This is a genomic window from Pseudomonas fulva (genome assembly GCF_023517795.1).
GTDB lineage: Bacteria > Pseudomonadota > Gammaproteobacteria > Pseudomonadales > Pseudomonadaceae > Aquipseudomonas > Aquipseudomonas fulva_D.
The window spans coordinates 2129195-2152227 of sequence record NZ_CP082928.1 but is presented as its reverse complement, the minus strand read 5'-3'; the positions used below and the strand labels follow the sequence as shown (position 1 = coordinate 2152227).

General features: G+C 66.5%; 17 protein-coding genes. 7 read left to right on the top strand and 10 right to left on the bottom strand.

All coding sequences use genetic code 11. The features are described 5' to 3' along the window. Positions 1-184 precede the first annotated feature (184 nt). Positions 185-1102 (bottom strand): dihydrodipicolinate synthase family protein, encoded by a 918-nt coding sequence (locus K8U54_RS09655; RefSeq protein WP_249909922.1) that lies wholly within the window; start codon positions 1100-1102, stop codon positions 185-187. Between the two features lie 199 nt (positions 1103-1301). Beyond that, entirely contained in the window at positions 1302-2051 is a 750-nt protein-coding gene (locus K8U54_RS09650) for an AraC family transcriptional regulator (RefSeq protein ID WP_249909921.1), read from the bottom strand. A 208-nt stretch (positions 2052-2259) separates the two neighbouring features. Here K8U54_RS09650 and K8U54_RS09645 point away from each other — a divergent pair, with 208 nt between their 5' ends. After that, a complete protein-coding gene (locus K8U54_RS09645) occupies positions 2260-4677 on the top strand; it encodes a membrane-bound PQQ-dependent dehydrogenase, glucose/quinate/shikimate family (RefSeq protein ID WP_249909920.1) in 2418 nt (805 codons plus the stop codon). Positions 4678-5566: 889 nt separating this feature from the next. On the opposite strand, the gene K8U54_RS09640 is transcribed toward K8U54_RS09645, so the two are convergent. The 5 genes from K8U54_RS09640 to K8U54_RS09620 form a co-directional block, all read right to left on the bottom strand. After that, on the bottom strand, positions 5567-6826 hold the full coding sequence (locus K8U54_RS09640; RefSeq protein ID WP_249909919.1) for an NAD(P)/FAD-dependent oxidoreductase: 1260 nt from the start codon (positions 6824-6826) through the stop codon (positions 5567-5569). After that, positions 6823-7059, bottom strand: a complete 237-nt coding sequence (locus K8U54_RS09635) for a (2Fe-2S)-binding protein (RefSeq protein WP_249909918.1) — start codon at positions 7057-7059, stop codon at positions 6823-6825. The genes K8U54_RS09640 and K8U54_RS09635 overlap by 4 nt, the downstream gene beginning before the upstream one ends. Next, the gene (locus tag K8U54_RS09630; RefSeq protein ID WP_249909917.1) at positions 7052-8167 is read right to left on the bottom strand and encodes an NAD(P)/FAD-dependent oxidoreductase; all 1116 of its coding nucleotides are present in this window, start codon (positions 8165-8167) and stop codon (positions 7052-7054) included. Before K8U54_RS09630 ends, K8U54_RS09635 begins: the two co-directional genes overlap by 8 nt. Then, positions 8164-9237: a proline racemase family protein gene (locus K8U54_RS09625; protein WP_249909916.1), complete on the bottom strand. Its 1074-nt coding sequence runs from the start codon at positions 9235-9237 to the stop codon at positions 8164-8166. The genes K8U54_RS09630 and K8U54_RS09625 overlap by 4 nt, the downstream gene beginning before the upstream one ends. 193 nt (positions 9238-9430) lie before the next feature. Continuing rightward, positions 9431-10144, bottom strand: coding sequence for a murein L,D-transpeptidase catalytic domain family protein (locus K8U54_RS09620; protein WP_249909915.1), 714 nt, complete (start codon positions 10142-10144; stop codon positions 9431-9433). Between the two features lie 171 nt (positions 10145-10315). Between K8U54_RS09620 and K8U54_RS09615 the strand changes: the two genes are divergently transcribed. Further along, positions 10316-11929, top strand: a complete 1614-nt coding sequence (locus K8U54_RS09615; protein ID WP_249909914.1) for a L,D-transpeptidase family protein — start codon at positions 10316-10318, stop codon at positions 11927-11929. A 107-nt stretch (positions 11930-12036) separates the two neighbouring features. On the opposite strand, the gene K8U54_RS09610 is transcribed toward K8U54_RS09615, so the two are convergent. Then, on the bottom strand, positions 12037-12708 hold the full coding sequence (locus K8U54_RS09610) for a GntR family transcriptional regulator (RefSeq protein WP_249909913.1): 672 nt from the start codon (positions 12706-12708) through the stop codon (positions 12037-12039). 45 nt (positions 12709-12753) lie between these two features. After that, positions 12754-13704: a LysR family transcriptional regulator gene (locus K8U54_RS09605; protein ID WP_283939411.1), complete on the bottom strand. Its 951-nt coding sequence runs from the start codon at positions 13702-13704 to the stop codon at positions 12754-12756. A 187-nt stretch (positions 13705-13891) separates the two neighbouring features. Here K8U54_RS09605 and K8U54_RS09600 point away from each other — a divergent pair, with 187 nt between their 5' ends. From K8U54_RS09600 to K8U54_RS09580, 5 genes are all read left to right on the top strand, one after another. After that, positions 13892-15307 carry an acetyl-CoA carboxylase biotin carboxylase subunit gene (locus K8U54_RS09600; protein ID WP_249909911.1) on the top strand — a complete coding sequence of 472 codons (1416 nt, stop codon included), beginning with the start codon at positions 13892-13894 and terminating at the stop codon, positions 15305-15307. Between the two features lie 10 nt (positions 15308-15317). Continuing rightward, positions 15318-17129 carry a sodium-extruding oxaloacetate decarboxylase subunit alpha gene (oadA, locus tag K8U54_RS09595; RefSeq protein WP_249909910.1) on the top strand — a complete coding sequence of 604 codons (1812 nt, stop codon included), beginning with the start codon at positions 15318-15320 and terminating at the stop codon, positions 17127-17129. Between the two features lie 356 nt (positions 17130-17485). Then, positions 17486-18700 carry a YeeE/YedE family protein gene (locus K8U54_RS09590; RefSeq protein ID WP_249909909.1) on the top strand — a complete coding sequence of 405 codons (1215 nt, stop codon included), beginning with the start codon at positions 17486-17488 and terminating at the stop codon, positions 18698-18700. Then, positions 18694-19530, top strand: a complete 837-nt coding sequence (locus K8U54_RS09585; RefSeq protein WP_249909908.1) for an alpha/beta hydrolase — start codon at positions 18694-18696, stop codon at positions 19528-19530. The genes K8U54_RS09590 and K8U54_RS09585 overlap by 7 nt, the downstream gene beginning before the upstream one ends. Positions 19531-19836: 306 nt before the next feature. After that, a complete protein-coding gene (locus tag K8U54_RS09580; protein WP_249909907.1) occupies positions 19837-21210 on the top strand; it encodes an alanine/glycine:cation symporter family protein in 1374 nt (457 codons plus the stop codon). A gap of 198 nt (positions 21211-21408) precedes the next feature. Here the strand turns inward: K8U54_RS09580 and K8U54_RS09575 are convergent, their stop codons facing one another. Further along, positions 21409-22992 (bottom strand): gamma-glutamyltransferase family protein, encoded by a 1584-nt coding sequence (locus tag K8U54_RS09575; RefSeq protein ID WP_249909906.1) that lies wholly within the window; start codon positions 22990-22992, stop codon positions 21409-21411. Between the last annotated feature and the right edge of the window lie 41 nt (positions 22993-23033).

The following is a 23033-nucleotide window of genomic DNA, read 5'->3' as shown; positions in this document are numbered from 1 at the left end:
TGTTGAGGACGTATGAACACGTGCGAAAGGCTTTGATTGTACGATGTCTGATCAGTTGCGCAAGTGTGGCGCGCAACTTGACCCTCGATGCGCAACGGATGCGCACTCGACGTTCGCCTAGCGGTGCACTCGCATCTGCCCAGGATCCGGTTACCGGCAATGCCGGCAACCGCGTTTGCCGCCTTTACAGGCCTACGTCCGGCAACGGCGGCCGGTTGGCCAGTGCCTTGGCCATGATGGCTTCGACATGGGCGCGATCCTCGCCGCGCAGCGGCAGGCGCGGTGGGCGGGTGAGTTCGCGGCCACGGCCGGCGATGGCCTCGCAGAGCTTGATGCACTGCACCAGATCGGCCCGTGCATCGAGGTGCAGGATCGGCATCAGCCACTCGTAGATCGGCATGGCTTCGGCGAAGCGGCCGGCCTTGCACAGGCGAAAGATGGTTTCGCCTTCCCTGGGGAACACGTTGCTCATCCCCGACACCCAGCCTTCGGCACCGACGGCCAGGCTTTCCAGCACCACGTCGTCGAGGCCGGCGAACAGCACGAAGCGGTCGCCGACCTCGTTGCGCACGTCGATGAAGCGACGGGTATCGCCGGAGCTGTCCTTGAAGCACACCACGTTGTCGCAGTCGGCCAGGGAGATGAGGATGTCCGGCGTCACGTCGTTCTTGTAGATGGGCGGATTGTTGTAAACCATCAGCGGCACGTCGGCATGCCGGGCCACGTAGCGAAAGTGCTCGGCGGTCTCATGGGGCTTGGCGCCGTAGACCAGGGCGGGCATCAGCATCACCCCGTCGACGCCGGCCTGGCGCACCAGGTTGGCGGTCTTCGCGGCGCTGACGCTGGTGAATTCGGCGACCCCGCAGATCACCGGCACGCGGCCTTTGGCGGCGTCCACCGCGACCTCGGTAACGGCGATCTTTTCCTCGGCGCTGAGCGAGGTGTTCTCGCCCACCGAGCCACATACCACCAAGCCCGATACGCCATCGCGAATCACGTTGGAGATGACCTTGTGGGTTTCTTCCAGGTTGAGGGAGAAATCGTCGTTGAATTGGGTGGTAACGGCGGGGAAAACACCGCTCCAGTTGACTGCTCTGCTCATGCTTGGCTCCAGGAATGGACGGCTGATGGGGCAATGGTGAGTATTTCGTATACGATTTATGAAGCAATGCCCGTGCCGGCCCGCGTGGTCCGCTGCAAGCCAGGTGCTTGAGCCTTTGTCATCTCGACCGGTGCGGCTGGCTGCCGTGAGCCTGTTACGCAAGGGAGCGGTTGCCACGGTGTTGCGCCCAGGTGGTGCGCTAGCGTGGGTGGGAAAGGCGAAACTGGCTTGGTGTCAGCCCGGTGAGCGCGCGGAACTGGCGGCTGAACGCGCTGTGATCCGTGTACCCGCAGCGCAGGGCGATCTCGGTGATCGGCAGGTCCTGCAGCAGCAGGCGGCTGGCCTCGCCCAGGCGCGCCTTGTGGATCATCTGCCGCGGGGTAAGCTGGAAGATGCGCTTGCAGTGCCGCTCCAGCTGCGCCACCGAAAGCCCCGCCAATGCAGTGAGCTCGGCCAGGCTGATCGGCCGGGCGAAGTGTTCGCGGATATGGGCGTCCACCGCCGCCAGTTTCGGGTATGCCGGGTGGCTAGACTGCGGCAGCTGCACGTCGCGGGAGATACCGGCCAGGCCGATGATCGCGCCTGCCGGGTTGCGCAGGGCCAGCTTGTGGGTCAGGCACCAGACCGGCTGGTTGCCGTAATAGAGGTGCAGTTCCAACTGGTCGTCGAGCTGGCTGCCATCCTCCAGCACCCGCCGGTCCTGCGCCGTGTAGGAGGGGCCGAAGCTCGCCGGAAACACCTGTTCGGCGGTCCGGCCCAGCAGGCCTTGCTTGCTCCTGGCGCCCAGGCGTTGCACCAGGGTCTGGTTGACCAGCGCATAGCGGGTCGCGGTGTCCTTGATGAAGAACACCAGGTCGGGCATCACATCGAGCAGCGGTTCGATCTGCCGCAGGCTACCCAGCAATGCGGGCAAATCGTCGTGAAGGGCGGTGGGCAGCGGGCTTTGCATGGCGTCTGCGGATTGACCGGAAGGCGCTGAGCCTAGCGCGTCCTACCGGCATGGAAAAATGTACCGTTTGGTTAATTTTTGCGTGCCATGTGGCTCTTTTCGGTGCACACTAAAAACCATACAAAATATTACCGTCAGCATCGTCGGCTATCGTCTGATAACCGCGCCGATGTTGTGTCTTCGTGCTTTTGTGAAATGGGATTCAACGATGGAGAAGGGTAAGGGTGCCGCAGGCGGCACACGGGCGCTGTTGCTGATCATCGGCGTTTTGATCGCGCTGGTCGGCGTCGTCCTGCTTGGCGGCGGCGGGTATCTGGCCAGCCTGGGTGGCAGCCCGTACTTTCTATTCATGGGCGTGGCCCTGGCAGCCGGCGGTGCGCTGATCGCCGTGCGCAAACCGATAGGCGCCTGGGTGGTCGCGCTGGCCATGCTCGCCACTGTCGTGTGGGCGCTGGTGGATGTCGGCCTGGTGTTCTGGCCGTTGTTCTCGCGCCTGTTCACCTTTGGGGTGATCGCCCTGGTCGTCGCGCTGATCTACCCGACGCTGAAAAAGGCCGCCGGCGATCACGGCGGCCGTGGCGCCTATGCCCTGGCAGCCGTGCTGGCGGTGGCGCTGGTCGCCGGGTTCGGTGCGACCTTCGTGCCTCATCCCAGCGTGGCGGCCAGTGGTGACGGCCCGGCCGTGCAGCCGGTCGACCCGGACCAGGCGCAGAAGAACTGGGAGCACTACGGCAATACCGCGGGTGGCAGCCGTTTCGCCGCGCTCGACCAGATCACCCGAGCCAACGTGAAGGATCTGCAGGTCGCCTGGACCTACCATACCGGTGACGTGGCCGAGAGCAACGGCAATGGTGCCGAGGACCAGCTGACCCCGCTGCAGGTCGGCGACAAGGTGTTCATCTGCACCCCGCACAACAACCTCATCGCCCTGGATGCCGACAGTGGTCGCGAGTTGTGGCGCAACGATATCAACGCCCAGTCCTCGGTGTGGCAGCGTTGCCGTGGCCTGGCCTACTTCGATGCCGACGCGCCGCTGCAGCAGCCCAGCGCTGCCGGTGCCGCCGCGGTGCCGAGCGTGGCTATCGCGGAGGGTGCCAACTGCCGCCGTCGTCTGCTGACCAATACCATCGATGCCCGCCTGATCGCAGTGGATGCCGACACCGGCGCGCTGTGCGAAGGCTTTGGCGACAACGGCCAGGTCGACCTCAAGGCCGGCCTGGGCGCTGCGCCGGATCCGCATTACCAGCTCACCTCGCCACCGCTGCTGGCCGGTACCACCGTGGTGGTGGGTGGCCGCGTGGCCGACAACGTGCAGACCGACATGCCGGGCGGCGTGATCCGCGGTTTCGACGTGGTGACCGGCGCCATGCGCTGGGCATTCGACCCTGGCAATCCCGAGGATCGCCAGGCACCGGCCGACGGCCAGAGCTACGTGCGCAGCACGCCGAACGCCTGGGCGCCGATGTCCTACGATCCGGCGATGAACACCGTATTCCTGCCCATGGGCAGTTCCTCGACCGACCTCTATGGCGCCGAGCGTACCGAGCTGAACCACAGGTACGGCGCGTCCATCCTCGCGCTGGACGCCACCACCGGCGCGGAGAAGTGGGTCTACCAGACCGTGCACAACGACCTCTGGGACTTCGACCTGCCGATGCAGCCCAGCCTGATCGACTTCCCCCAGGCCGACGGCAGCAAGGTGCCGGCCGTGGTGATCGGCACCAAGGCCGGGCAGATCTACGTGCTCGACCGCGCCACTGGCCAGCCGCTGACCGAGGTGCGCAACGTGCCCGTCAAGGCGGCGGACATCAAGGGCGAGCAGTACGCGCTGGAGCAGCCGCTGTCGGTGGGCATGCCGCAGATCGGCGCGCAGACCCTGACCGAATCGGACATGTGGGGCGCCACGCCCTTCGACCTGATGCTCTGCCGCATCAGCTTCAAGCAGATGCGTTACGAGGGCCTGTACACCGCGCCGGGTACCGACGTGTCGCTGAGCTTCCCCGGCTCCCTGGGCGGAATGAACTGGGGCAGCCTGTCCACCGACCCGGTCAATGACTACATCTTCGTCAACGACATGCGCCTGGGCCTTTGGGTGCAGATGATCCCGGCAGAGAACCGTGGCCCGGCCTCGTCCGGCGGCGAGGCGGTGAACACCGGTATGGGCGCGGTACCGCTCAAGGGCACGCCCTATGCAGTCAACAAGAACCGCTTCCTGTCGCTGGCCGGTATTCCCTGCCAGGCGCCGCCGTTCGGCACCCTGACCGCCATCGACATGAAGACCCGCAAGATCGCCTGGCAGGTACCGGTCGGCACCGTCGAGGACACCGGTCCGCTGGGCATCAAGATGCGCCTGCCCATGCCGGTCGGCATGCCGACCCTGGGCGGCTCCCTGGCCACCCAGTCGGGCCTGGTGTTCTTCGCCGGCACCCAGGATTACTACCTGCGCGCCTTCGATAGCGGCACCGGCAAGGAAGTCTGGAAACAGCGCCTGCCGGTGGGCAGCCAGGGCACGCCGATGACCTATGTCTCACCCAGGACCGGCAAGCAGTTCATCGTGGTGACCGCCGGCGGCGCCCGCCAGTCGCCGGACCGCGGCGACTACGTGATCGCCTACGCGCTGCCGTAAGTTCGCCGGCGTGTTAACAGAGGCCGCATCCCTGACGGGATGCGGCCTTTTTCATGTCGGCGCTTCATGGGCGGGTAAGGTCGGGTGCTCTGCCCCTAAGCACAGGCAATCGGGTTATCCACACCCGGCGGGAGCCCTGATCCCGGGCGAAGCGACGGTGGTTACCCGGCAAAACCTCGGCGCGGGCCATTTGCCGCAAGGTCGCGGCTTCTGCAGGATCGCGTCAGATCAGCGATTGCCAGGCACGCGCTGCGATGCAGGTTGACCAGCAGCTGCGCGTCACCGCCAGCCGGGTGCCGGAGAGCAGCATCCTGTGGATGATTCGAGGCGAAATGGGATGAAGGGCAACGGGAAGAAAGGCTGAACGCCAGATAGCAGAAGGGGGAGCCGAAGCTCCCCCAAATCTTGTTCGAATCATCGTTCTTATTAGTGCTACCGGCCTGTTGTTCTTGTTTTAGCCGAGGCCTCCAAAGGAGGCCAAGAGCGAACGGATTTGTTTGGACGCTGATGTTGCCGTGATCCTGAGATCCAACCCGTCTGTCGCTGCCTTGCAAAGCAGTTTTATTGTTCTCGACCCGGTTGCGGTACAAGCCCGAGGGCGGTCCTCTCCAAAGAAATCAGTTAGCTGCGTCTCTGCGTTCTTGTCTTTCTTATGCTAGAGCCGTTGTCTTGTTCTTGTTATCAGATGTGTCTTGTTATTTTTGTTGTGCGAGACATAGAGCATAACCTGTGCCAGTTTTAGAATATCTATATTTATCAATCACTTAGTGTTTTCTGCGTTTTTCAGAATGGGCTTCGGAGCACAAAAGCGTTACCGCACTACCCGTTTTGTTACCGTTTGATGTGTGCTGCCCGGGCGGAAGGGGAGAAAACAGGATTCATTCCCATCTCAGCCGCTCTGGGACGCTTCTTCCAGCCTGATGAGGGTGTCGATGCGTGCCGGGCTGTAGGGCGGCCGGGGCGCCGTTGGCTGCCAGCCGAACAGATGTTGGGCAGCGGCACCGCATACCCGGCCCTGGCAGGCGCCCATGCCGCAGCGGGTTGCCAGTTTCGCCTCGCGCCAGCTGCCATGCGTGTGCACGGCACCATAGGGCACGTCTTCGCAGCGACAGAGCAGGGTGTTCGGTTCGGCCAGGCGCTTGATGGCCGGATCGAGGGCGAAGTAGCGCAGCAACGCAGCGGCAAAACGCTGCCAGCGGGCGCGGGCCGGCCACAGCCGCCGCGCGGCCTCGCGGTTGCCGGCCGCGACATGCCCGGCGATGCGCCCCTCGACCAGCGCCAGCTCGCTGCCACCGAAGCCGGTGCATTCGCCGGCTGCATGGATGCCCGCCACGCTGGTCGCCTGCCAGGTATCCACGGCAATGGCGTTGTTACCCAGTGCACAGCCAAGGGCCTGTCCCAGCTCGGTGTTGGCGATCAGGCCGAAGCCGCAGGCCAGCCGCTCGCATGCCAACTCCTCGACCTGGCTGCCACGCTGCAGGCGCACGCCTTCCAGGCGCTCCGTGCCCAGCGCAGCGATGACTCGCGTGCCGGGGCGATAGCCGCGATCGAACAGGCCGAAGGACTGCAGCCATTTGTGCGGCCAGCGCGGCAGTTGCAGGGCGAAGGCAGCGACGGCAGCGGCGGGCGCCTGCTCGGCAATGCGCAGCACGCGGCCGCCAGCCTGTTTTGCGCTGCTTGCGCTGGCCAGCAGCAGCGGGCCGCTACCGGCGATCACGGTGCGCTCGCCTGCCACCGGCAACCCGCCCTTGATCAGCGCCTGCAAGCCGCCGGCGCCGGTAACACCGGGCAGCGTCCAGCCGGGAAAGGGCAGTAACAACTCCCGCGCGCCGGTGCACAGGATCAACCGCTGGTAGCCGATCACCCAGCCGCGCCCGGCATCCTCGACCAGCAAGGCGGCGCTGCCGGCTCTGGCCACCACGCGCGTGGCGGCATGGCGCTCGATGGTGGCGTGGTTATCCACAGCGTCGCGCAGCCGGTGCGCCTGGGCGGGCACCCTGGCCCCAGCGCCCTGACGCCAGATCTGCCCGCCGGGCAGTGGGTTGTCGTCGATCAGCACCACCCGGGCGCCATCCCTGGCCGCGGCCAGGGCGGCGGACAGGCCGGCCGGGCCCGCACCGATGATCAGCACCTCGGTGCTGCGGTTCATGGCCGGGTCTCCACTTGCATGCCGTCGCGGCACAGGGTCTGGCAGGCCAGGCGACGCAGGCCGTCGATGGTCACCCGGCATTCCTGGCACACGCCCATGCCGCACAGCGGCGCCCGCCGCCCGCCGCTCACCGAGGTGCGCGCACTGCCATCGCCGCCCAGCGCCAGGGCGGCGGCCACCGTGGTACCGGGCGCCACCCTGAGCGGTCGGCCGTCGAGATGCAGGTCAGGCATGGGCGGGTGCTCCGAGGTAACGCAGCGGTGAATAGGCGGCCGCGGGTATCGGCGTGGCCTCGTTGAACAGCAGGGCGGCGAGCAGATCGGCAGTACCCGGCGCAGCGGTAACACCCAGCCCTTCGTGGCCGACCGCCAGCCACAGGCCAGGCTGCGCCGGGTGCTCGCCGATCAGCGGCATGCCGTCGGGCGTGGCGGCGCGAAAGCCCGCCCAGGCGCGGATGCCATTGAGTCGTGCCAGCCCCGGCGCGTAGCTCGCGGCGTGCTTGAGCATGCGCGCCAGCAGCCAGCCATCCACCTCGGGGTCCTGGTTGTCGAACTGCCGTGAGGTGCCGATGAACAGCTGGCCGGTCGGCCGAGGCTGGATATTGCAGGCCACCGAGGCGCCACTGCTGTTGTGCACACTGGTCAGGTAGCTCAGCTCGGTAATGGTGTGGGTGACCGGGTGCGGGTAGCGGTCGGTGATCAGCAGGTGGCCTTTCTTCGCCGTGATGGGCAGCGCCGGGCATAGCTCCACGGCCTGGATGCCGTTGGCCAGCAGCACGGCATCGGCGCCCAGCCAGTGGCCGTCTTCCAGGCGCACGCGGTTGCCGGCCAGCTCGACCACCCGTGCGCGGCGCTGGCGTATGCGCGGCTCGTCGAGCAGCCAGCGCGCGGTATTCGGCGCGTAGAGAATGCCGTCGTCCGGCAGGCGCAGGGCGCCATGCAGGCCTTCGCGCAGGATCGGCTCCAGCGCCTGCAGCGCGTGGCCGGGCACCATCTCGCAGCGGATACCTTCACCGCGCAGGTTGATGCACTTGGCTTGCGCGCTCGCCAGTTCTTCTTCGTTGGCGGCCAGCCACAGCGTGCCGTTGTTGCGATACGCGCAGTCGTCGGGCAGTTGCGGGCCCAGCTCGCGCCAGCGGCGCACCGAGTAGCGGCTGATGTCCAGTTCGGCCTGGTTGTCGTCGAGCACCAGCAGGTGGCCCATGCCGGCGGCGGTGGCGCCGTGCAGGCCGGCGTCGATCACCAGCACCTGCTGGCCGCGGCAGGCCAGTTCGCGGGCGCAGGCGGCGCCGATGATGCCGGCGCCGATGACGATCACATCGGCGACCCGCGTCGGCGTCACGGGCGGATGCCCCAGGCGAACGGGTCGTCCTGTTCGAGCAGCAGGGTGGCCTCGGCGCTGATATGGGCGCGACCGCGGATGGTCGGAATCACCTTGTCGCCCAGCCACTGGTACGAGCCTTCGAACAGGCTGCCGATCACGCTGGCCTGGCGCCAGATTTCGCCGGGCTGCAGCTTGCCATCGGCGGCCAGGCAGGCCAGCTTGGCACTGGTGCCGGTGCCACACGGAGAACGGTCGTAAGCCTTGCCCGGACACAGCACGAAATTCCTGCTGTGGGCTCGCAGCGAAGCTGCTGCGCTCGATGATGCGGCGTTGGGAACTGGCGAAAAATGCTCATTTACGGCCAGTAAACTGCGCTTTTTCGCCAGCTCCCGCCTTGCCTCCTCTTCGCTCGCGACGCTTGGCTGCGAGCCTTCCGGCTGTTCATTTTCGGCAAACAGCTCGATATGGTCGATCAGGCCGCCGTCTTCACCGCCAATGCCCTGGTCTTGCAGCGCTTTCTGCACCGCGTGGGTGTAGGCGGTCAGCGCTTCGACGTTGTCGCCGGCGATGCGTTGGCCGTGGTCGGCGATCAGGAAGAACCAATTGCCGCCCCAGGCGATATCGCCGCGCACCAGGCCGTAGCCCGGCACCTGCAGCTCGACGGCCTGGCGATAGCGGTAGGACGGCACGTTGCGCACGCTCACCGAGCGGTCCCCATGCAGGGTCGCCTCCACGGTGCCCACCGGCGTTTCGATCCGGTGCACACCGGGCCCGATGCGGCCCATATGGGCCAGCGACACCACCAGGCCGATGGTGCCGTGGCCGCACATGCCGAGGTAGCCGGTGTTGTTGAAGAAGATCACCCCGGCACAGGCGGCAGGGTCCACCGGCTCGCAGAGCAGGGCGCCGACCAGCACGTCGCTGCCCCGCGGCTCGAGCACCGCCGCGGCGCGCCAGTGATCATGCTCGCTGGCCAGCAGCTGTTTGCGCTCGGCCATGCTGCCGGAGCCCAGGTCAGGAAAGCCGTTTATCACCAGCCGCGTCGGCTCGCCGCCGGTGTGGGAGTCGATCACTTCGATGCGTTTCATGGGCGCTGCGCCTGTATGCCGATTGAATGGCTACAGGGTGACGCGAGGCGGGCCATCCGGCTTGAAGGATTTGCGCGGGTGCGATGACGAAATCGGCATAGTGATCCAGGCCTTTCGTCACGCTTGGGTGGAAACATCTATTGCGCCCCGTAAGGTGGGCTCTAGCCCACCAATTCGGTCGCGCTATCGAATTTCAGCCCTCTTTGGCGCTGACGATCCCGGCGACCAGGGCCGGCTTGCAGTTGATGAACGCCGAGCCCTTTAGCCAACGCTTGTCCGGGTAATACGAAAACATGAATTGCCCACCCTTGAGGCTGTCTACCACCATGCGCGCCACTTCCGGGCGTACCGCCGGGCAGCCCTGGCTGCGGCCGATGCGGCCCTGGGTCTTGATCCAGGCGGGGTTCACGTAGTCGGCGGGGTGGATGACGATGGCGCGTTGACGGGCCAGGTCGTTGAAGCCGGGCTCCAGGCCATCCATGCGCAGCGAGTAGCCGTGTTTGCCGGTGTAGCTTTCGCTGGTGCGGAACAGGCCGATGCTGGACTGATGGCTGCCTTCGCGGTTGGAGAAACGCGTGGCGAAGTTGTCGCCGGACTGCTGGCCGTGGGCGACCAAGTCGTGGAGCAGCACGCGCTTGCTAGACAGGTCGAAGATCCACAGGCGGCGGTCGCTGGAGGGTTTGGAGAAGTCGATCACGGCCAGACGCTGGGCCGGCACGGCACCATTGTTGATGGCGCAGCGCATCGCATCGAGGGCGTGATTGAGGACCTTACGGTCGAGCGCCGGGGCCTGAGCCGACAGCCCCTCGAGCAGGGGATCCGGCGCCAGGGTAGCGGCGATCACCGATGGAACGGGCAACGCCAGGCAAAGAAAGGCTAAGCAAATTCGCTGAATCGTGGTCATCATTTCAAGTCTCAGAGCTTCAGCCCTCGATGGACGCTTCGGCCATCGAGGGGACGCGCCTTCGCCAGGCGATGCGGGCACAACAAAGCCCGCGATTCTAGCAGCCGAGTTCCCTTGTCCCGTGGGCCGTTCCGACGGGCTGTCATTCACTCTGTCGTAAATTGGAGCGGCGCCTTGTTTTCTCCCTCTGTAACCGCTGCCTGGGCCCTGGCCCTGACGGCACCCCTGGCGCTGGCCGATGCGCCGCCGCCCAGCCCGCTTCAGGAGCAGCTTGCCGAGCCTGGGCTGAGCTGTGTGACGCCCATGCTCCAGCTGTCCGCCAAGGATCGCGAGTGGCTGGAGCCGTTCTACCTGCTACGTGGCGCCCAGCCGGTGTGGAACAGGGACAATCTGCCCCTGTTGTTCATCCAGCTGGAGGCATTGGCCGACGATGGCCTGGAGCCCCGTGCCTATCACCTGGAGCCGCTGCGCGAGCTGGCGGCGGTCGGCGACCCGTCGCCACGCCTCGCGGCCTGTGTCGAGGTGCTCGCCACCACGGCGTATCTGCAGGCCCTGCGGGACCTGGCCTACGGGCGCCTGGAGCAGGCCAAGGTCGAGCCGCTGTGGGAGCCCGAGAGCATGGCCGTCCAGCAGAGCCAGGCGCCGCTGCTGGCCGTCGCCCAGGCGGGGCTGGGTGATCCGGCGCAGGCCTTTGCCCAGGCGCGGCCGGACTTCGGTCCCTACCAGCAATTGCGCCAGCGCTACGCCGAACTACGCCGCCAGGAGCTGCCGCAGTGGCTGGCGATTCCCGGCGGTACGCTGCTCAAGCCTGGCGCCGTGGATGGCCGGGTGCCCTTGCTGGAGCAGCGCCTGCAACTGCATGGTGATCTGTCCCAGGGCGCGCCGGCGCTGGTCGTCGAGGAAACCTCGGTGTATTCCACGGCGTTGGTGGAGGCGGTCAAGGCCTTCCAGCGCAACCACCTGCTCAAGCCCGACGGCGTGGTCGGCCCCGGGACCCTGGCCGAGCTGAACCGGTCGGCCAGCGAGCGCATGGACCAGATCCGCATCAACCTGGAGCGCCTGCGCTGGCTGTCCCACGAGATCGAGCCAACCAGCGTGCTGATCGACGTGGCGGGTGCCGAGGTGATGTTCCTGCGTGACCACGCCGTCACCTGGCAGGCGCGCACCCAGGTCGGTCGCCCGGCCCGGCCGACGCCGCTGCTGCGCTCGCGCATCACCCACCTGACGCTCAACCCGACCTGGACCATTCCGCCGACCATCCTGAAGGAGGACAAGCTGCCCGAGCTGCGCCGTGACGCCGCCGGCTACCTGGCCGCCAACCATATGCAGGTGATCGACTACGAAGGCAATCCGGTGGACCCGCGGGGCGTCGACTGGGAGCGCCCCGGGCGGGTGATGGTGCGTCAGTCGGCAGGCGCCCACAGCCCGCTGGGCAAGGTGGCGATCCGCTTCCCCAACCCGTTCTCGGTGTACCTGCACGACACCCCGAGCCAGCGCCTGTTCGACAACCTGCCGCGCTTGTTCAGCTCGGGTTGCGTGCGGGTCGAGCGGGTCACCGAGCTGGTCGACCAACTGCTCGCCAGCGCCTCGCCCGGCGAGCGGGCGCGGATTACCAAGCAGTGGGACAGCGGCCGCACCCTGCGCGCCGACCTGCCGCAGCCGGTGCCGATCCTGATGGCCTACTGGACGGCCCAGGTCGGCGCTGACGGGACGGTGCAGTTCCGCCCGGACATCTACGGGCACGACGCGCGCTTGCTCAAGGCGCTGGAGGCGTCGAATCGGATTTAGCGAATGATCCTGTGGGAGCGGGCGGGGACGCCCAGGCCATGCCCGCGATTCTTTCGCGGGCATGGCCCGCTCCCACAAAATATGGCTCTGCCTTACGGGCTGCCGACTCACCGCCGCCCAGGCAAATGCTCGAACAAGCTCCGGCACACGCCGGTAATGTGCTGCTCCAGTAGCGCCGCGGCGCGTTCCACGTTCCCGGCCTGGCAGGCGGCGATGATCTCGCGGTGTTCGAGATCGGCGCGATCCTTGCCCTCGGACAGGCTCATCTGCAGGCGCAGGTAGCGCTCCAGCTTGTCGTGGATCGAGCGGATCAGGTTGACCAGATAGGGCCGCTGCGCCGGCTCGTAAAGGCAGGCGTGCAGCGCCCAGTTGAGTGCAGCCCAGCGGCCGACGTCGTGCTCGCCGATGAACGCCGTGCAGATGCGCTCGGCTTCGGCGAAGGTCACGTCGGTCATATTGGGGATCGCCAGGCGCAGCGCCTTGTCCTCGAGCAGGATGCGCACCTCGAACATCTGCGCCAGCTCGGCCTCGGCGATACGCGTGACCATCGCCCCGCGGTTGCGCTGGAACACCACCAGGCCCTCGGCTTCCAGGCGCTTGAGCGCCTCGCGCACGGGAATCTTGCTGACGTTGAACAGCCGGGCGATCTCGTCCTGGCGGATCGGCTCGTCCTCGGCGAAACGCCCGGCGACGATGGCGTCGCGCAGGTGCCGGGTGATCACCTCCGACGTGGACGGCACGATACCCAGATTGGGCGCATTTTCAGGGGATAAGGGCAATTGGCACCTGCCAAACAATAGCTCTGGCCATCATATACGAAAGCCCTACAGCGAATTGCCCACGCCACTGAACTGCTCGGCCAGCGCACCGATCTGCTTGCGCTGGTCGCGCACGAAGTTGAAGAACGCCTGGGCCACGGGCGACAGGTATTTGCCGCGCGGGTGCATCACGCACCAGCTGCGCAGCAGCGGCAGCTCGGCCACCGGCAGCTCGCGCAGCAGGCCCAGTTGCAGCTCGCGGCGCACCGCGTGGCGCGGGATCAGCGCCAGGCCCAGGCCGGCCAGCACGCCCTCGCGCTGGCCCTCCATGGAGCCGACTTCCTGGATCTGCGCGAAGTGCGCGCGCTTCTGGTGGCAGTACTCCTCGCAGGCGCGCCGCGTACCCGAGCCCGGCTCGCGCACCAGCAGCGGCCAGTCGCACAGGTCCTGCAATTGCAGGGTCTCGGCCCGGCTAAGTGGGTGGTCCGGGGGCGCCACGGCGATGATCGGGTTGTTCAGAAAGGGCAGAAATTCCAGGGCCATGTCCGATGGCACCTGGGACATGATCAACAGGTCGTCGCGGTTGGCGCTCAGCCGCCTGACCGCCTGGGTGTGGTTGACCACCGTGAGTTGCAGGCTGACTTCCGGGTGTTCGCGGCGGAAGGCGGCGAACAGGTGGGGAACGAAGTACTTGGCGCTGGATTCGATGGCCAGGCTCAACTGCCCCTGCAGCGCGCCCTTGAGGTCGGCGAGCTGCATGTCGAGGCTCTCCAGGCGCCCGAAGATATCCTCGCTGGCCACCTGCAGCGCTTCGGCGGCCTCGGTCAGGTAGAGCTTCTTGCCCACGTAGTCGAACAGCGGCTGGCCGAGCAGCTCCTCGAGCTGGCGGATCTGCAGGCTCACCGCCGGCTGGGTCAGGGCCATTTCCTCGGCGGCGCGGCTGTAGGAGCGCTGGTCGCACACCGAGCGAAACACCTGCAGTTGCCGAAAGGTCATGCGTAACAATGACTTGCGAATTTCATTCACCACTCTGGTGGTTTCTTGTTCGCGAAGCATAAGTTTTTACTTATGCAGAACCCAACAAATATTGATTTTGGTTAATTGTTACAGCGGCGTAGGGTTGCTCATAAGGCCGGGCGGACATATCCGGTCATATCTCGACCCTCCAAGGGTTGCCTGTTCACGTGATCGAGGATGCTGGCTCGTGATCAAGAAAATCCTGATCGCCAACCGTGGCGAGATTGCGGTGCGCATCGTGCGGGCCTGTGCCGAAATGAACATCCGTTCAGTGGCCATCTATTCGGATGCCGACCGCCAGGCGCTGCACGTCAAGCGTGCCGATGAAGCCTACGGCATCGGTGACGACCCCCTGGCCGGCTATCTCAATCCGCGCAAGCTGGTGAACCTGGCCGTGGAAACCGGTTGCGACGCCCTGCACCCCGGCTATGGCTTTCTCTCCGAGAATGCCGAGCTGGCGGACATCTGTGCCGAGCGCGGCATCAAGTTCATCGGCCCGAGCGCCGAGGTCATCCGTCGCATGGGCGACAAGACCGAAGCCCGGCGCAGCATGATCAAGGCCGGTGTACCGGTGACGCCGGGCACCGAGGGCAACGTCGCGGACATCGCCGAGGCGCTGCGCGAAGGCGACCGCATCGGCTACCCGGTGATGCTCAAGGCCACCTCCGGTGGTGGCGGCCGCGGCATTCGCCGCTGCAACTCGCGCTCCGAGCTGGAGCAGGCGTTCCCGCGGGTGATCTCCGAAGCCACCAAGGCCTTCGGCAGTGCGGAAGTGTTCCTGGAAAAATGCATCGTCAACCCCAAGCACATCGAGGCGCAGATTCTCGCCGACAGCTTCGGCAACACCGTGCACCTGTACGAGCGTGACTGCTCGATCCAGCGCCGCAACCAGAAGCTGATCGAGATCGCCCCGAGCCCGCAGCTCACCCCCGAGCAGCGCGCCTACATCGGTGACCTGGCGGTGCGCGCCGCCCAGGCCGTGGGCTACGAGAACGCCGGCACCGTGGAGTTCCTGCTCGCCGAGGGCGAGGTGTACTTCATGGAGATGAACACCCGGGTGCAGGTGGAGCACACCATCACCGAGGAAATCACCGGTATCGACATCGTCCGCGAGCAGATCCGCATCGCCTCCGGTCTGGCGCTGTCGATCAAGCAGGAAGACATCCAGTACCGCGGCTTCGCCCTGCAGTTCCGCATCAACGCCGAGGACCCGCGCAACAACTTCCTGCCCTCGTTCGGCAAGATCACCCGCTACTACGCCCCCGGCGGCCCTGGGGTGCGCACCGACACGGCGATCTACACCGGCTACACCATTCCGCCGTACTACGACTCCATGTGCCTGAAGCTGATCGTCTGGGCGCTGACCTGGGAAGAAGCCCTGGCCCGCGGCTCCCGCGCCCTGGACGACATGCGCGTGCAGGGCGTGAAGACCACGGCCACCTACTACCAGCAGATTCTCGCCAACGACGAATTTCGCAGCGGGCGCTTCAACACCAGCTTCGTCGACAACCACCCCGAGCTGTTGAACTACTCGATCAAACGCAAGCCGGGCGAACTGGCCCTGGCCATCGCCGCCGCCATCGCCGCCCATGCCGGCCTGTGAGGAACGCACCATGACAAGAAAGATCACGGTTACCGACACCATCCTGCGCGACGCCCACCAGTCCCTGCTGGCCACGCGCATGCGCACCGAGGACATGCTGCCGATCTGCGACAAGCTCGACAAGGTCGGCTACTGGTCGCTGGAAGTCTGGGGCGGCGCGACCTTCGACGCCTGCGTGCGCTTTCTCAAGGAGGACCCGTGGGAGCGCCTGCGCCAGCTGCGCGCGGCGCTGCCCAACACCCGCCTGCAGATGCTCCTGCGCGGCCAGAACCTGCTCGGCTACCGCCACTACAGCGACGACGTGGTCAGCGCCTTCGTCGCCAAGGCGGCGGAAAACGGCATCGACGTGTTCCGCATCTTCGACGCCATGAACGACGTGCGTAACCTGCAGGTGGCCATCGAGGCAGTGAAGGCCAGCGGCAAGCATGCCCAGGGCACCATCGCCTACACCACCAGCCCGGTGCACACCGTCAAAGCCTTCGTCGCCCAGGGCAAGGCCATGCAGGCCATGGGCATCGACTCCATCGCCATCAAGGACATGGCCGGCCTGCTCACGCCCTACGCCACCTTCGAGCTGGTCAAGGCGCTGAAGGCCGAGATCGACCTGCCGGTATTCATCCACAGCCACGACACCGCCGGCCTGGGCGCCATGTGCCAGCTCAAGGCCGTCGAGGCGGGCGCTGACCATATCGACACGGCCATCTCCAGCTTCGCCTGGGGTACCAGCCACCCGGGCACCGAGTCGATGGTCGCCGCGCTCAAGGGCAGCGAATACGACACCGGCCTGGATCTGTCGCTGATCCAGGAGATCGGCATGTACTTCCACGCGGTGCGCAAGAAGTACCACCAGTTCGAAAGCGAATTCACCGCCGTCGACACCCGGGTGCAGGTCAACCAGGTGCCGGGCGGGATGATTTCCAACCTGGCCAACCAGCTCAAGGAGCAGGGCGCGCTGAACCGCATGAACGAAGTGCTGGCGGAGATTCCGCGGGTGCGCGAAGACCTCGGCTTCCCGCCGCTGGTCACGCCGACCTCGCAGATCGTCGGTACCCAGGCGTTCTTCAACGTGCTGGCCGGTGAGCGTTACAAGACCATCACCAACGAGGTGAAGCTCTACCTGCAGGGTGGCTACGGCCAGGCGCCGGGCAGGGTCAACGAGCAGCTGCGCAAGCAGGCCATCGGCAACATCGATGCGATCGACGTGCGCCCGGCCGACCTGCTCAAGCCGGAGATGGACAAGCTGCGCGGGCAGATCGGCGAGCTGGCCAAGTCCGAAGAGGACGTGCTGACCTTCGCCATGTTCCCGGACATCGGCCGCAAGTTCCTCGAAGAGCGCGAAGCCGGCACCCTGCAACCGGAAGTGCTGCTGCCGATCCCGGATGGGACTGGCGTGGCAGCCGTCGGCGGCGCGGGCGTGCCGACCGAGTTCATCATCGACGTGCACGGCGAGAGCTACCGCGTGGACATCACCGGCGTCGGCGTCAAGGGCGAGGGCAAGCGGCACTTCTACCTGTCCATCGACGGCATGCCCGAAGAAGTGGTGTTCGAGGCGCTCAACGATTACGTGGCCGGCGGCAGCGGCAGCAAGCGTCGCAGCGCCAGCGCACCGGGTGACGTGAGCACCAGCATGCCGGGCAATATCGTCGACGTGCTGGTCAAGGAGGGCGACACCGTCAAGGCCGGCCAGGCGGTGCTGATCACCGAAGCCATGAAGATGGAAACCGAAGTGCAGGCGCCGATCGCCGGCACCGTCAAGGCCGTGCACGTGGCCAAGGGCGACCGGGTCAACCCGGGCGAAGTGCTGATCGAAGTCGAAGCCTGACGGTTACCGATTAACCTCTGGGGGCCGCAAGGCCCCTTTTTTTGCCTGGCGTTGCTTAAGGCCGGCTCAGCTCACGACTCACTACAACCCGGCCCCGCCGACCAGGCTCCCCTGTGGGTGCGGGCGGGGGCGCCCAGTTATGCCCGCGAATCTTTTCGGGCGCATGGCCCCCTCCCACAATGCATTCAGCGTATCTCGGCCGGTATGCTCACGCCGCCCATTGCCTGATTGCGTGTCCTGATCACTGCCGCCTGATGGCATAACCTTTTCAGTAATCGTTCTAAGCAGCGGCATACCCGGACAGCTGGGACGGGCTAGAATAGCCGACCGTTTCAATTGGTTATTCGAAGGTCTATATGAATCTTTCCATCCCTGCTGCGGCGCCGGCCAATCGCTCGGGTACGCCGCTGATGGCCGTGGCGCTGCTGCTGGCTGGCGCCCTGGCGCTGACCTTTGCGGTGAGTGGTCGTCAGGCACTGTTATTCATCGTCGGTGGCGCGCTGGGCCTGGTGCTCTATCACGCGGCATTCGGCTTCACGTCGGCCTGGCGCGTGCTGCTCAACGAGCGCCGCGGCGCCGGCCTGCGGGCACAGATGGTGATGCTGGCCATCGCCGTGCTGCTGTTCTTCCCGGCGTTGTCGGCCGGCACGCTGTTCGGTGAGCCGGTCAGGGGCCTGGTGGCGCCGGCGGGCACCTCGGTGATCGTCGGCGCGTTCATCTTCGGCATCGGCATGCAGCTGGGCGGTGGTTGTGCTTCCGGCACGCTGTTCACCGTGGGTGGCGGCAACGCACGGATGCTGGTGACGTTGCTGTTCTTCATCATCGGCGGGGTGATCGCCACTCACCATCTGCAATGGTGGTCGGCGTTGCCGAGCCTGCCGCCGACCTCCATCGTCAGCAGCCTGGGCCTGGTGCCGGCACTGATCGTCAGCCTGGCGCTGTTCGCCGCCATCGCGGCCATCAGCGCGCGCCTGGAGCTGCGCCGCCATGGCAGCCTGGAACGCGCGGCGCCCAGTGAACACCAGGGCTGGCAGCGGTTTCTGCGTGGCCCCTGGCCGCTGATCTGGGGTGCAGTGCTGCTGGCGCTGCTCAACTTCGCCACCCTGGCCCTGGCCGGTCGTCCCTGGGGCATCACCTCGGCGTTCGCGCTGTGGGGCGCCAAGGTGCTGCAGGGCACCGGTGTCGACGTTTCCAGCTGGGCGTTCTGGCAGCAGCCGGGCAATGCCCAGGCGCTCGCTGCGCCGCTGTGGGAAGACATCACCACGGTGATGGACATCGGCATCGTCATCGGCGCGCTGCTGGCCGCTGGCCTGGCCGGGCGCTTTGCGCCAAACCTGAACATCCCGCTGCGTTCGCTGGTGGCCGCGGTGATCGGTGGCCTGCTGCTCGGCTACGGCTCGCGCCTGGCCTACGGTTGCAACATCGGCGCCTACTTCAGCGGTATCGCCTCCGGCAGCCTGCACGGCTGGTTGTGGCTGGTCGCTGCATTCGTCGGTAACGGTGTGGGCGTGCGCCTGCGGCCGTTCTTTTTCCCTGGTGAACGCCGCGAGGCGAAGCTGAGCGGATGCTGATCGCCCGCCGTGCAAGGCCGGCAGCGCTGCTTCTCGGCGCGCTGCTGACCCTTGCACTGGGCGGCTGCCAGTCACCGCAACAGCGGCTCGGCGAACTGGCTGGCCAGCACGACCAGCGACTGCAGATTCTCGACAGCACGCCTTTCCCGTTGCTGCTCGGTGCACCGGCCCATGCACCGGCCGCGGCGCACCTGCGCGTTTATCTGGAAGGCGACGGCCATGCCTGGGCGACACCCTTGCAGCCCAGCCTGGACCCGTCCCCGCGTGATCTGCTGGTGGCGCGCCTGGCGTTCGGCGACCCGACACCCAGCCTGTACCTGGCGCGGCCCTGTCAGTTCGTCACGGCCCCTGGTTGTACCAACAGCCTGTGGACAAGTCGGCGCTTCGGCAGCGAAGTGCTGGCCAGCCTCGACGGGGCCCTCGACCTGATCAAGGCGCGCTATGGCAACCAGACGTTCGAACTGGTTGGCTATTCCGGCGGCGCCGCACTGGCGTTGTTGCTGGCCGCGCGGCGCGATGACGTCACCAGCGTGCAGACCCTCGCCGGCAATCTCAGCCCCCGTTACTGGGCGGGCCTGCTGCAACTGAGCCCGCTCGAGGGCTCACTGGAGCCGCTGGATTACCGCGAGCGGCTGCGGAGCGTTACCCAGCGTCACCTGGCCGGCGACGGGGATGGCGTGGTGCCGGTCGCGGTGTTGCATCACTACCTGGGCGGCCTCGGCGAAGCGCGCTGCGTGCAGGTGGTCCAGCTGCCGCAGGTATCGCACCACGCAGGCTGGGGGCAGGCATGGGCACACTGGCAGTCTCGGCCGCTTCAGTGCGGTAACTGATCGCCCCGCTGGCTGGCGCCCTGGCGCGCCGAACACCTGACTCGATTCATCCAGGCAACTGAATGGCACGTTTTTTCCGGCCATTGACGGCCAAGTTGTTATAGCCTTGCCCTCCTGGCACCAATCGCCCGCGTTGCAATCGATTGATTCGCCTGACATTTTGTTACGCCCTTGGGGCCTGCGACAGACCTCCGATGTTTGCACGGACGCGTTTGCGTTCACTCGCTCGGCACTTCGGCTCTACCGGCCTGGGCGCCGTTCCTGCCGGCCACGAGCCGCACTGGACAGCAAGACAAGGATACCGCCATGGACCAATTTCTCGCTTTGCTCACGGCCATCAGCAGCTTTATCTGGGGGCCGTTTCTGCTGATACCCCTGCTGTTGCTGACCGGCCTGTACCTGACCATCCGCCTGCGTGGCATCCAGTTTCGCGTACTTGGCCATGCCTTCTGGCTCGCCTTTATCAAGCGTTCGGAAAAGGGCGATGTGCCCGGTGACGTCTCCCACTACCAGGCCCTGGCCACCGCGCTGGCGGCGACCATCGGCGTCGGCAATATCGCCGGGGTGGCCACCGCCATCGGCATCGGCGGGCCCGGTGCGCTGTTCTGGATGTGGATGACCGGCCTGGTGGGCATGGCCACCAAGTATTCCGAAGCGCTGCTGGGCGTGAAGTACCGGGTCACCGACGCCAAAGGCGAGCAGAGCGGCGGGCCGATGTACTACCTCACCAACGGCGTCGGCGGCACCTTGGGCAAGACCCTGGGCATCGCCTTCGCGATCTTCGGCGCGGTGGCCTCCTTCGGCATCGGCAACATGGTGCAGGCCAACACCGCCGCCCATCAGTTGCAGGACACCTGGGGCATCTCGCCAACGCTCAGCGGCCTGGTGCTGGCGGTCGGCACGGCGGTGGTGATCATCGGCGGCATCAAAAGCATCGGCCGTTTCGCCGCTGGCGTGGTGCCGGTGATGATCGTGCTGTACATCATCAGCAACGTCGCGGTGCTGGTGGTGTTCGCCGACCGCCTGCCGGACGCCATCACCCTGATCTTCACCGATGCCTTCAGCGGCAGCGCGGCAGCCGGTGGTTTCCTCGGTTCGAGCATCATCCTGGCGGTGCAGATGGGCGTGGCCCGCGGCATCTTCTCCAACGAGTCGGGCCTGGGTACCGGCGCGATCGCGGCGGCCGCGGCGAAGACCGACAAGCCGGTGCGCCAGGCCATGGTGTCGATGACCCAGACCTTTCTCGACACCCTGGTGATGGTCACCTTCACCGCGCTGGCGATCATCGTCACCGGCGCCTGGACCCAGGAAGGCCTGAAGGGCGCGCCCATGACCGCCTGGGCGCTGGAGCAGGGCCTGGGCGGCGGCTGGGGCATCTATACGGTGACCATCGGCGTGCTGGTGTATGCCTTCACCACCATCCTCGGCTGGTCGTACTACGGCGAGCGCTGCATGGAGCGGCTGATGGGCCGGGTGGCGGTGATGCCGTACCGGCTGATCTTCTCGGTGGTGGTGTTTGTCGGTGCGGTCACCTCGCTGGAGGTGGTATGGACCTTTTCCGATATCGCCAACGGCCTGATGGCGCTGCCCAACCTGATCGGCCTGTTGCTGCTCTCCGGTATCGTGGTCAAGGAAACCCGCGACTACATGAGCCGCAAGAACTGGAAGACCGAGGACTGATCAGCTGCCGCTGCCGGCCTTCCGCGATTCAGTGCGGGCGCGCGCCCACAGACTGCAGGGTGGATCACGCTTCATCGATCCACCGTTGCGGTGGACGTGAAAAGCGACGTCCACCCTACGAGGCTGCAAGACCTGATACCTCGCTCGCCAATGAAAACGCCCCGCACTAGCGGGGCGTTTTCATTCTGCGGCTCAGGTTTACAAGCCGCAAACGCTGCCGTCGCTGCGCGGGTCGGCGGCGCCTTCCAGCACGCCGTTGGGATGCCGCAGCAGCGCGCCGGCATGGCCCATGGTGTCGCTGAAGGCTTCGTCCAGTTGCTCGACGATATGCCCCGCTTTACGCAGCTCTTCGACCAGTTCGCTGGGGAAGCGGCTTTCCAGCTTGAGCGTGGTGCTCACGTCGCCCCAGGTGCGGCCGAGCAGCCAGCGCGGCGCGCTGACGGCGGCCTGCAGGTCGCTGCCCAGGCGATAGCGGCTGAGAATCGCCGCCTGGGTCTGCGGCTGGCCTTCGCCACCCATGGTGCCGTAGCTCAGGGTGCGACCGTCGTCGAACAGGGCCAGGGCCGGGTTGAGGGTGTGGAACGGTTTGCGCCCCGGCTCCAGGGCCTGCAGCGCGGTCGGGTCCAGAGAGAAACTGATCCCGCGGTTCTGCCAGGCCACGCCAGTGGACGGCAGCACCACGCCGGAGCCGAACTCCCAGTAGACGCTCTGGATAAAGCTGACGGCGCGGCCCTGATCGTCGATGCAGCCCATCCAGATGGTATCGCCCGGCTGCGCCGGTCGCGGCCAGGCCAGTGCCTGCTGCGGGTCGATGGCGGCGGCCAGGCGCTGCAGGTTGGCGTCGGCCAGCAGGCCCTGTGGGTCCTCCGGCACGCGGCCGGGGTCGGTCACCACGCGGTCGCGAATCAGAAAGGCCTGCTTGGTCGACTCCACCAGCCCGTGCACATGGGCGAAGCCTTCGGCCTGCTGGACGTCGAGCTTGTCGAAGATGCCGAGGATCAGCAGCGAGGCCAGGCCCTGGGTCGGCGGCGGCATGTTGTAGAGGGTGGCGTCGTGCAGGCGCACGCTCAGCGGTGCGACGGCGCGGGCCCGGTAGCCCTGCAGGTCGGCCAGGCGCAGCGGGCTGCCCAGGCGTTCGAGATCGGCGGCCATGCGTTCGGCCAGCTCACCGCGGTAGAAGTCATCCAGGCCGGCGTCGGCCAGGCGCTGCAGGGTGTCGGCCAGGGCCGGCTGGCGCAGCAGATCGCCTTCGCGTGGCGGCTGGCCACCGGGCAGATAAACCTCGGCGAAGCCCGGCACATCCTGCAGTTCCGCCAGTTTGCCCCGGGTCAGTTGCGCCTGGCTGCGGCTGACCACCATGCCGCGGCGGGCATGGCTAATGGCATCGGCGAGCAGCTCGGGCAGGGCCTTTTGCGGCTGCCAGTGAGCGGTCTGCGTCAGCGCCTCGGCCCAGCCACCGACGGTACCGGCCACGGTCAGCGCGGCCAGGGGGCCGCGGCTGGGAATCTGCGTATGGCCGGCGTAGAAATCGCGGTTGGCCAGCGCCGCACTGCTGCCGCAGGCATCGATGGCGATGGGCCGCTTGCCCGGCTCGTGGATCAGCCAGAAGCCGTCGCTACCAATGGCGTTCATGTGCGGGTAGACCACGGCGATGGTGGCCGCCGCGGCGACCATCGCTTCCACGGCGCTGCCGCCGGCCTTGAGCACGTCGCGCCCGGCCTGGGCGGCAAGATGGTGGGGAGCGACGAACAGGCCGCCGGTGGCGTGGGTGCTCTTGAGCATGGGTGCGAATTCCTTGTTGTTGTCAGGCCGCGATCATAGCC

Bases quoted from the DNA above. Each gene is read 5' to 3' on its own strand.
- K8U54_RS09655 (WP_249909922.1), bottom strand. From the start codon at position 1,102: ATGAGCAGAGCAGTCAACTGGAGCGGTGTTTTCCCCGCCGTTACCACC.
- K8U54_RS09650 (WP_249909921.1), bottom strand. From the start codon at position 2,051: ATGCAAAGCCCGCTGCCCACCGCCCTTCACGACGATTTGCCCGCATTG.
- K8U54_RS09645 (WP_249909920.1), top strand. From the start codon at position 2,260: ATGGAGAAGGGTAAGGGTGCCGCAGGCGGCACACGGGCGCTGTTGCTG.
- K8U54_RS09640 (WP_249909919.1), bottom strand. From the start codon at position 6,826: ATGAACCGCAGCACCGAGGTGCTGATCATCGGTGCGGGCCCGGCCGGC.
- K8U54_RS09635 (WP_249909918.1), bottom strand. From the start codon at position 7,059: ATGCCTGACCTGCATCTCGACGGCCGACCGCTCAGGGTGGCGCCCGGT.
- K8U54_RS09625 (WP_249909916.1), bottom strand. From the start codon at position 9,237: ATGAAACGCATCGAAGTGATCGACTCCCACACCGGCGGCGAGCCGACG.
- K8U54_RS09620 (WP_249909915.1), bottom strand. From the start codon at position 10,144: ATGATGACCACGATTCAGCGAATTTGCTTAGCCTTTCTTTGCCTGGCG.
- oadA (WP_249909910.1), top strand. From the start codon at position 15,318: ATGACAAGAAAGATCACGGTTACCGACACCATCCTGCGCGACGCCCAC.
- K8U54_RS09590 (WP_249909909.1), top strand. From the start codon at position 17,486: ATGAATCTTTCCATCCCTGCTGCGGCGCCGGCCAATCGCTCGGGTACG.
- K8U54_RS09585 (WP_249909908.1), top strand. From the start codon at position 18,694: ATGCTGATCGCCCGCCGTGCAAGGCCGGCAGCGCTGCTTCTCGGCGCG.
- K8U54_RS09580 (WP_249909907.1), top strand. From the start codon at position 19,837: ATGGACCAATTTCTCGCTTTGCTCACGGCCATCAGCAGCTTTATCTGG.
- K8U54_RS09575 (WP_249909906.1), bottom strand. From the start codon at position 22,992: ATGCTCAAGAGCACCCACGCCACCGGCGGCCTGTTCGTCGCTCCCCAC.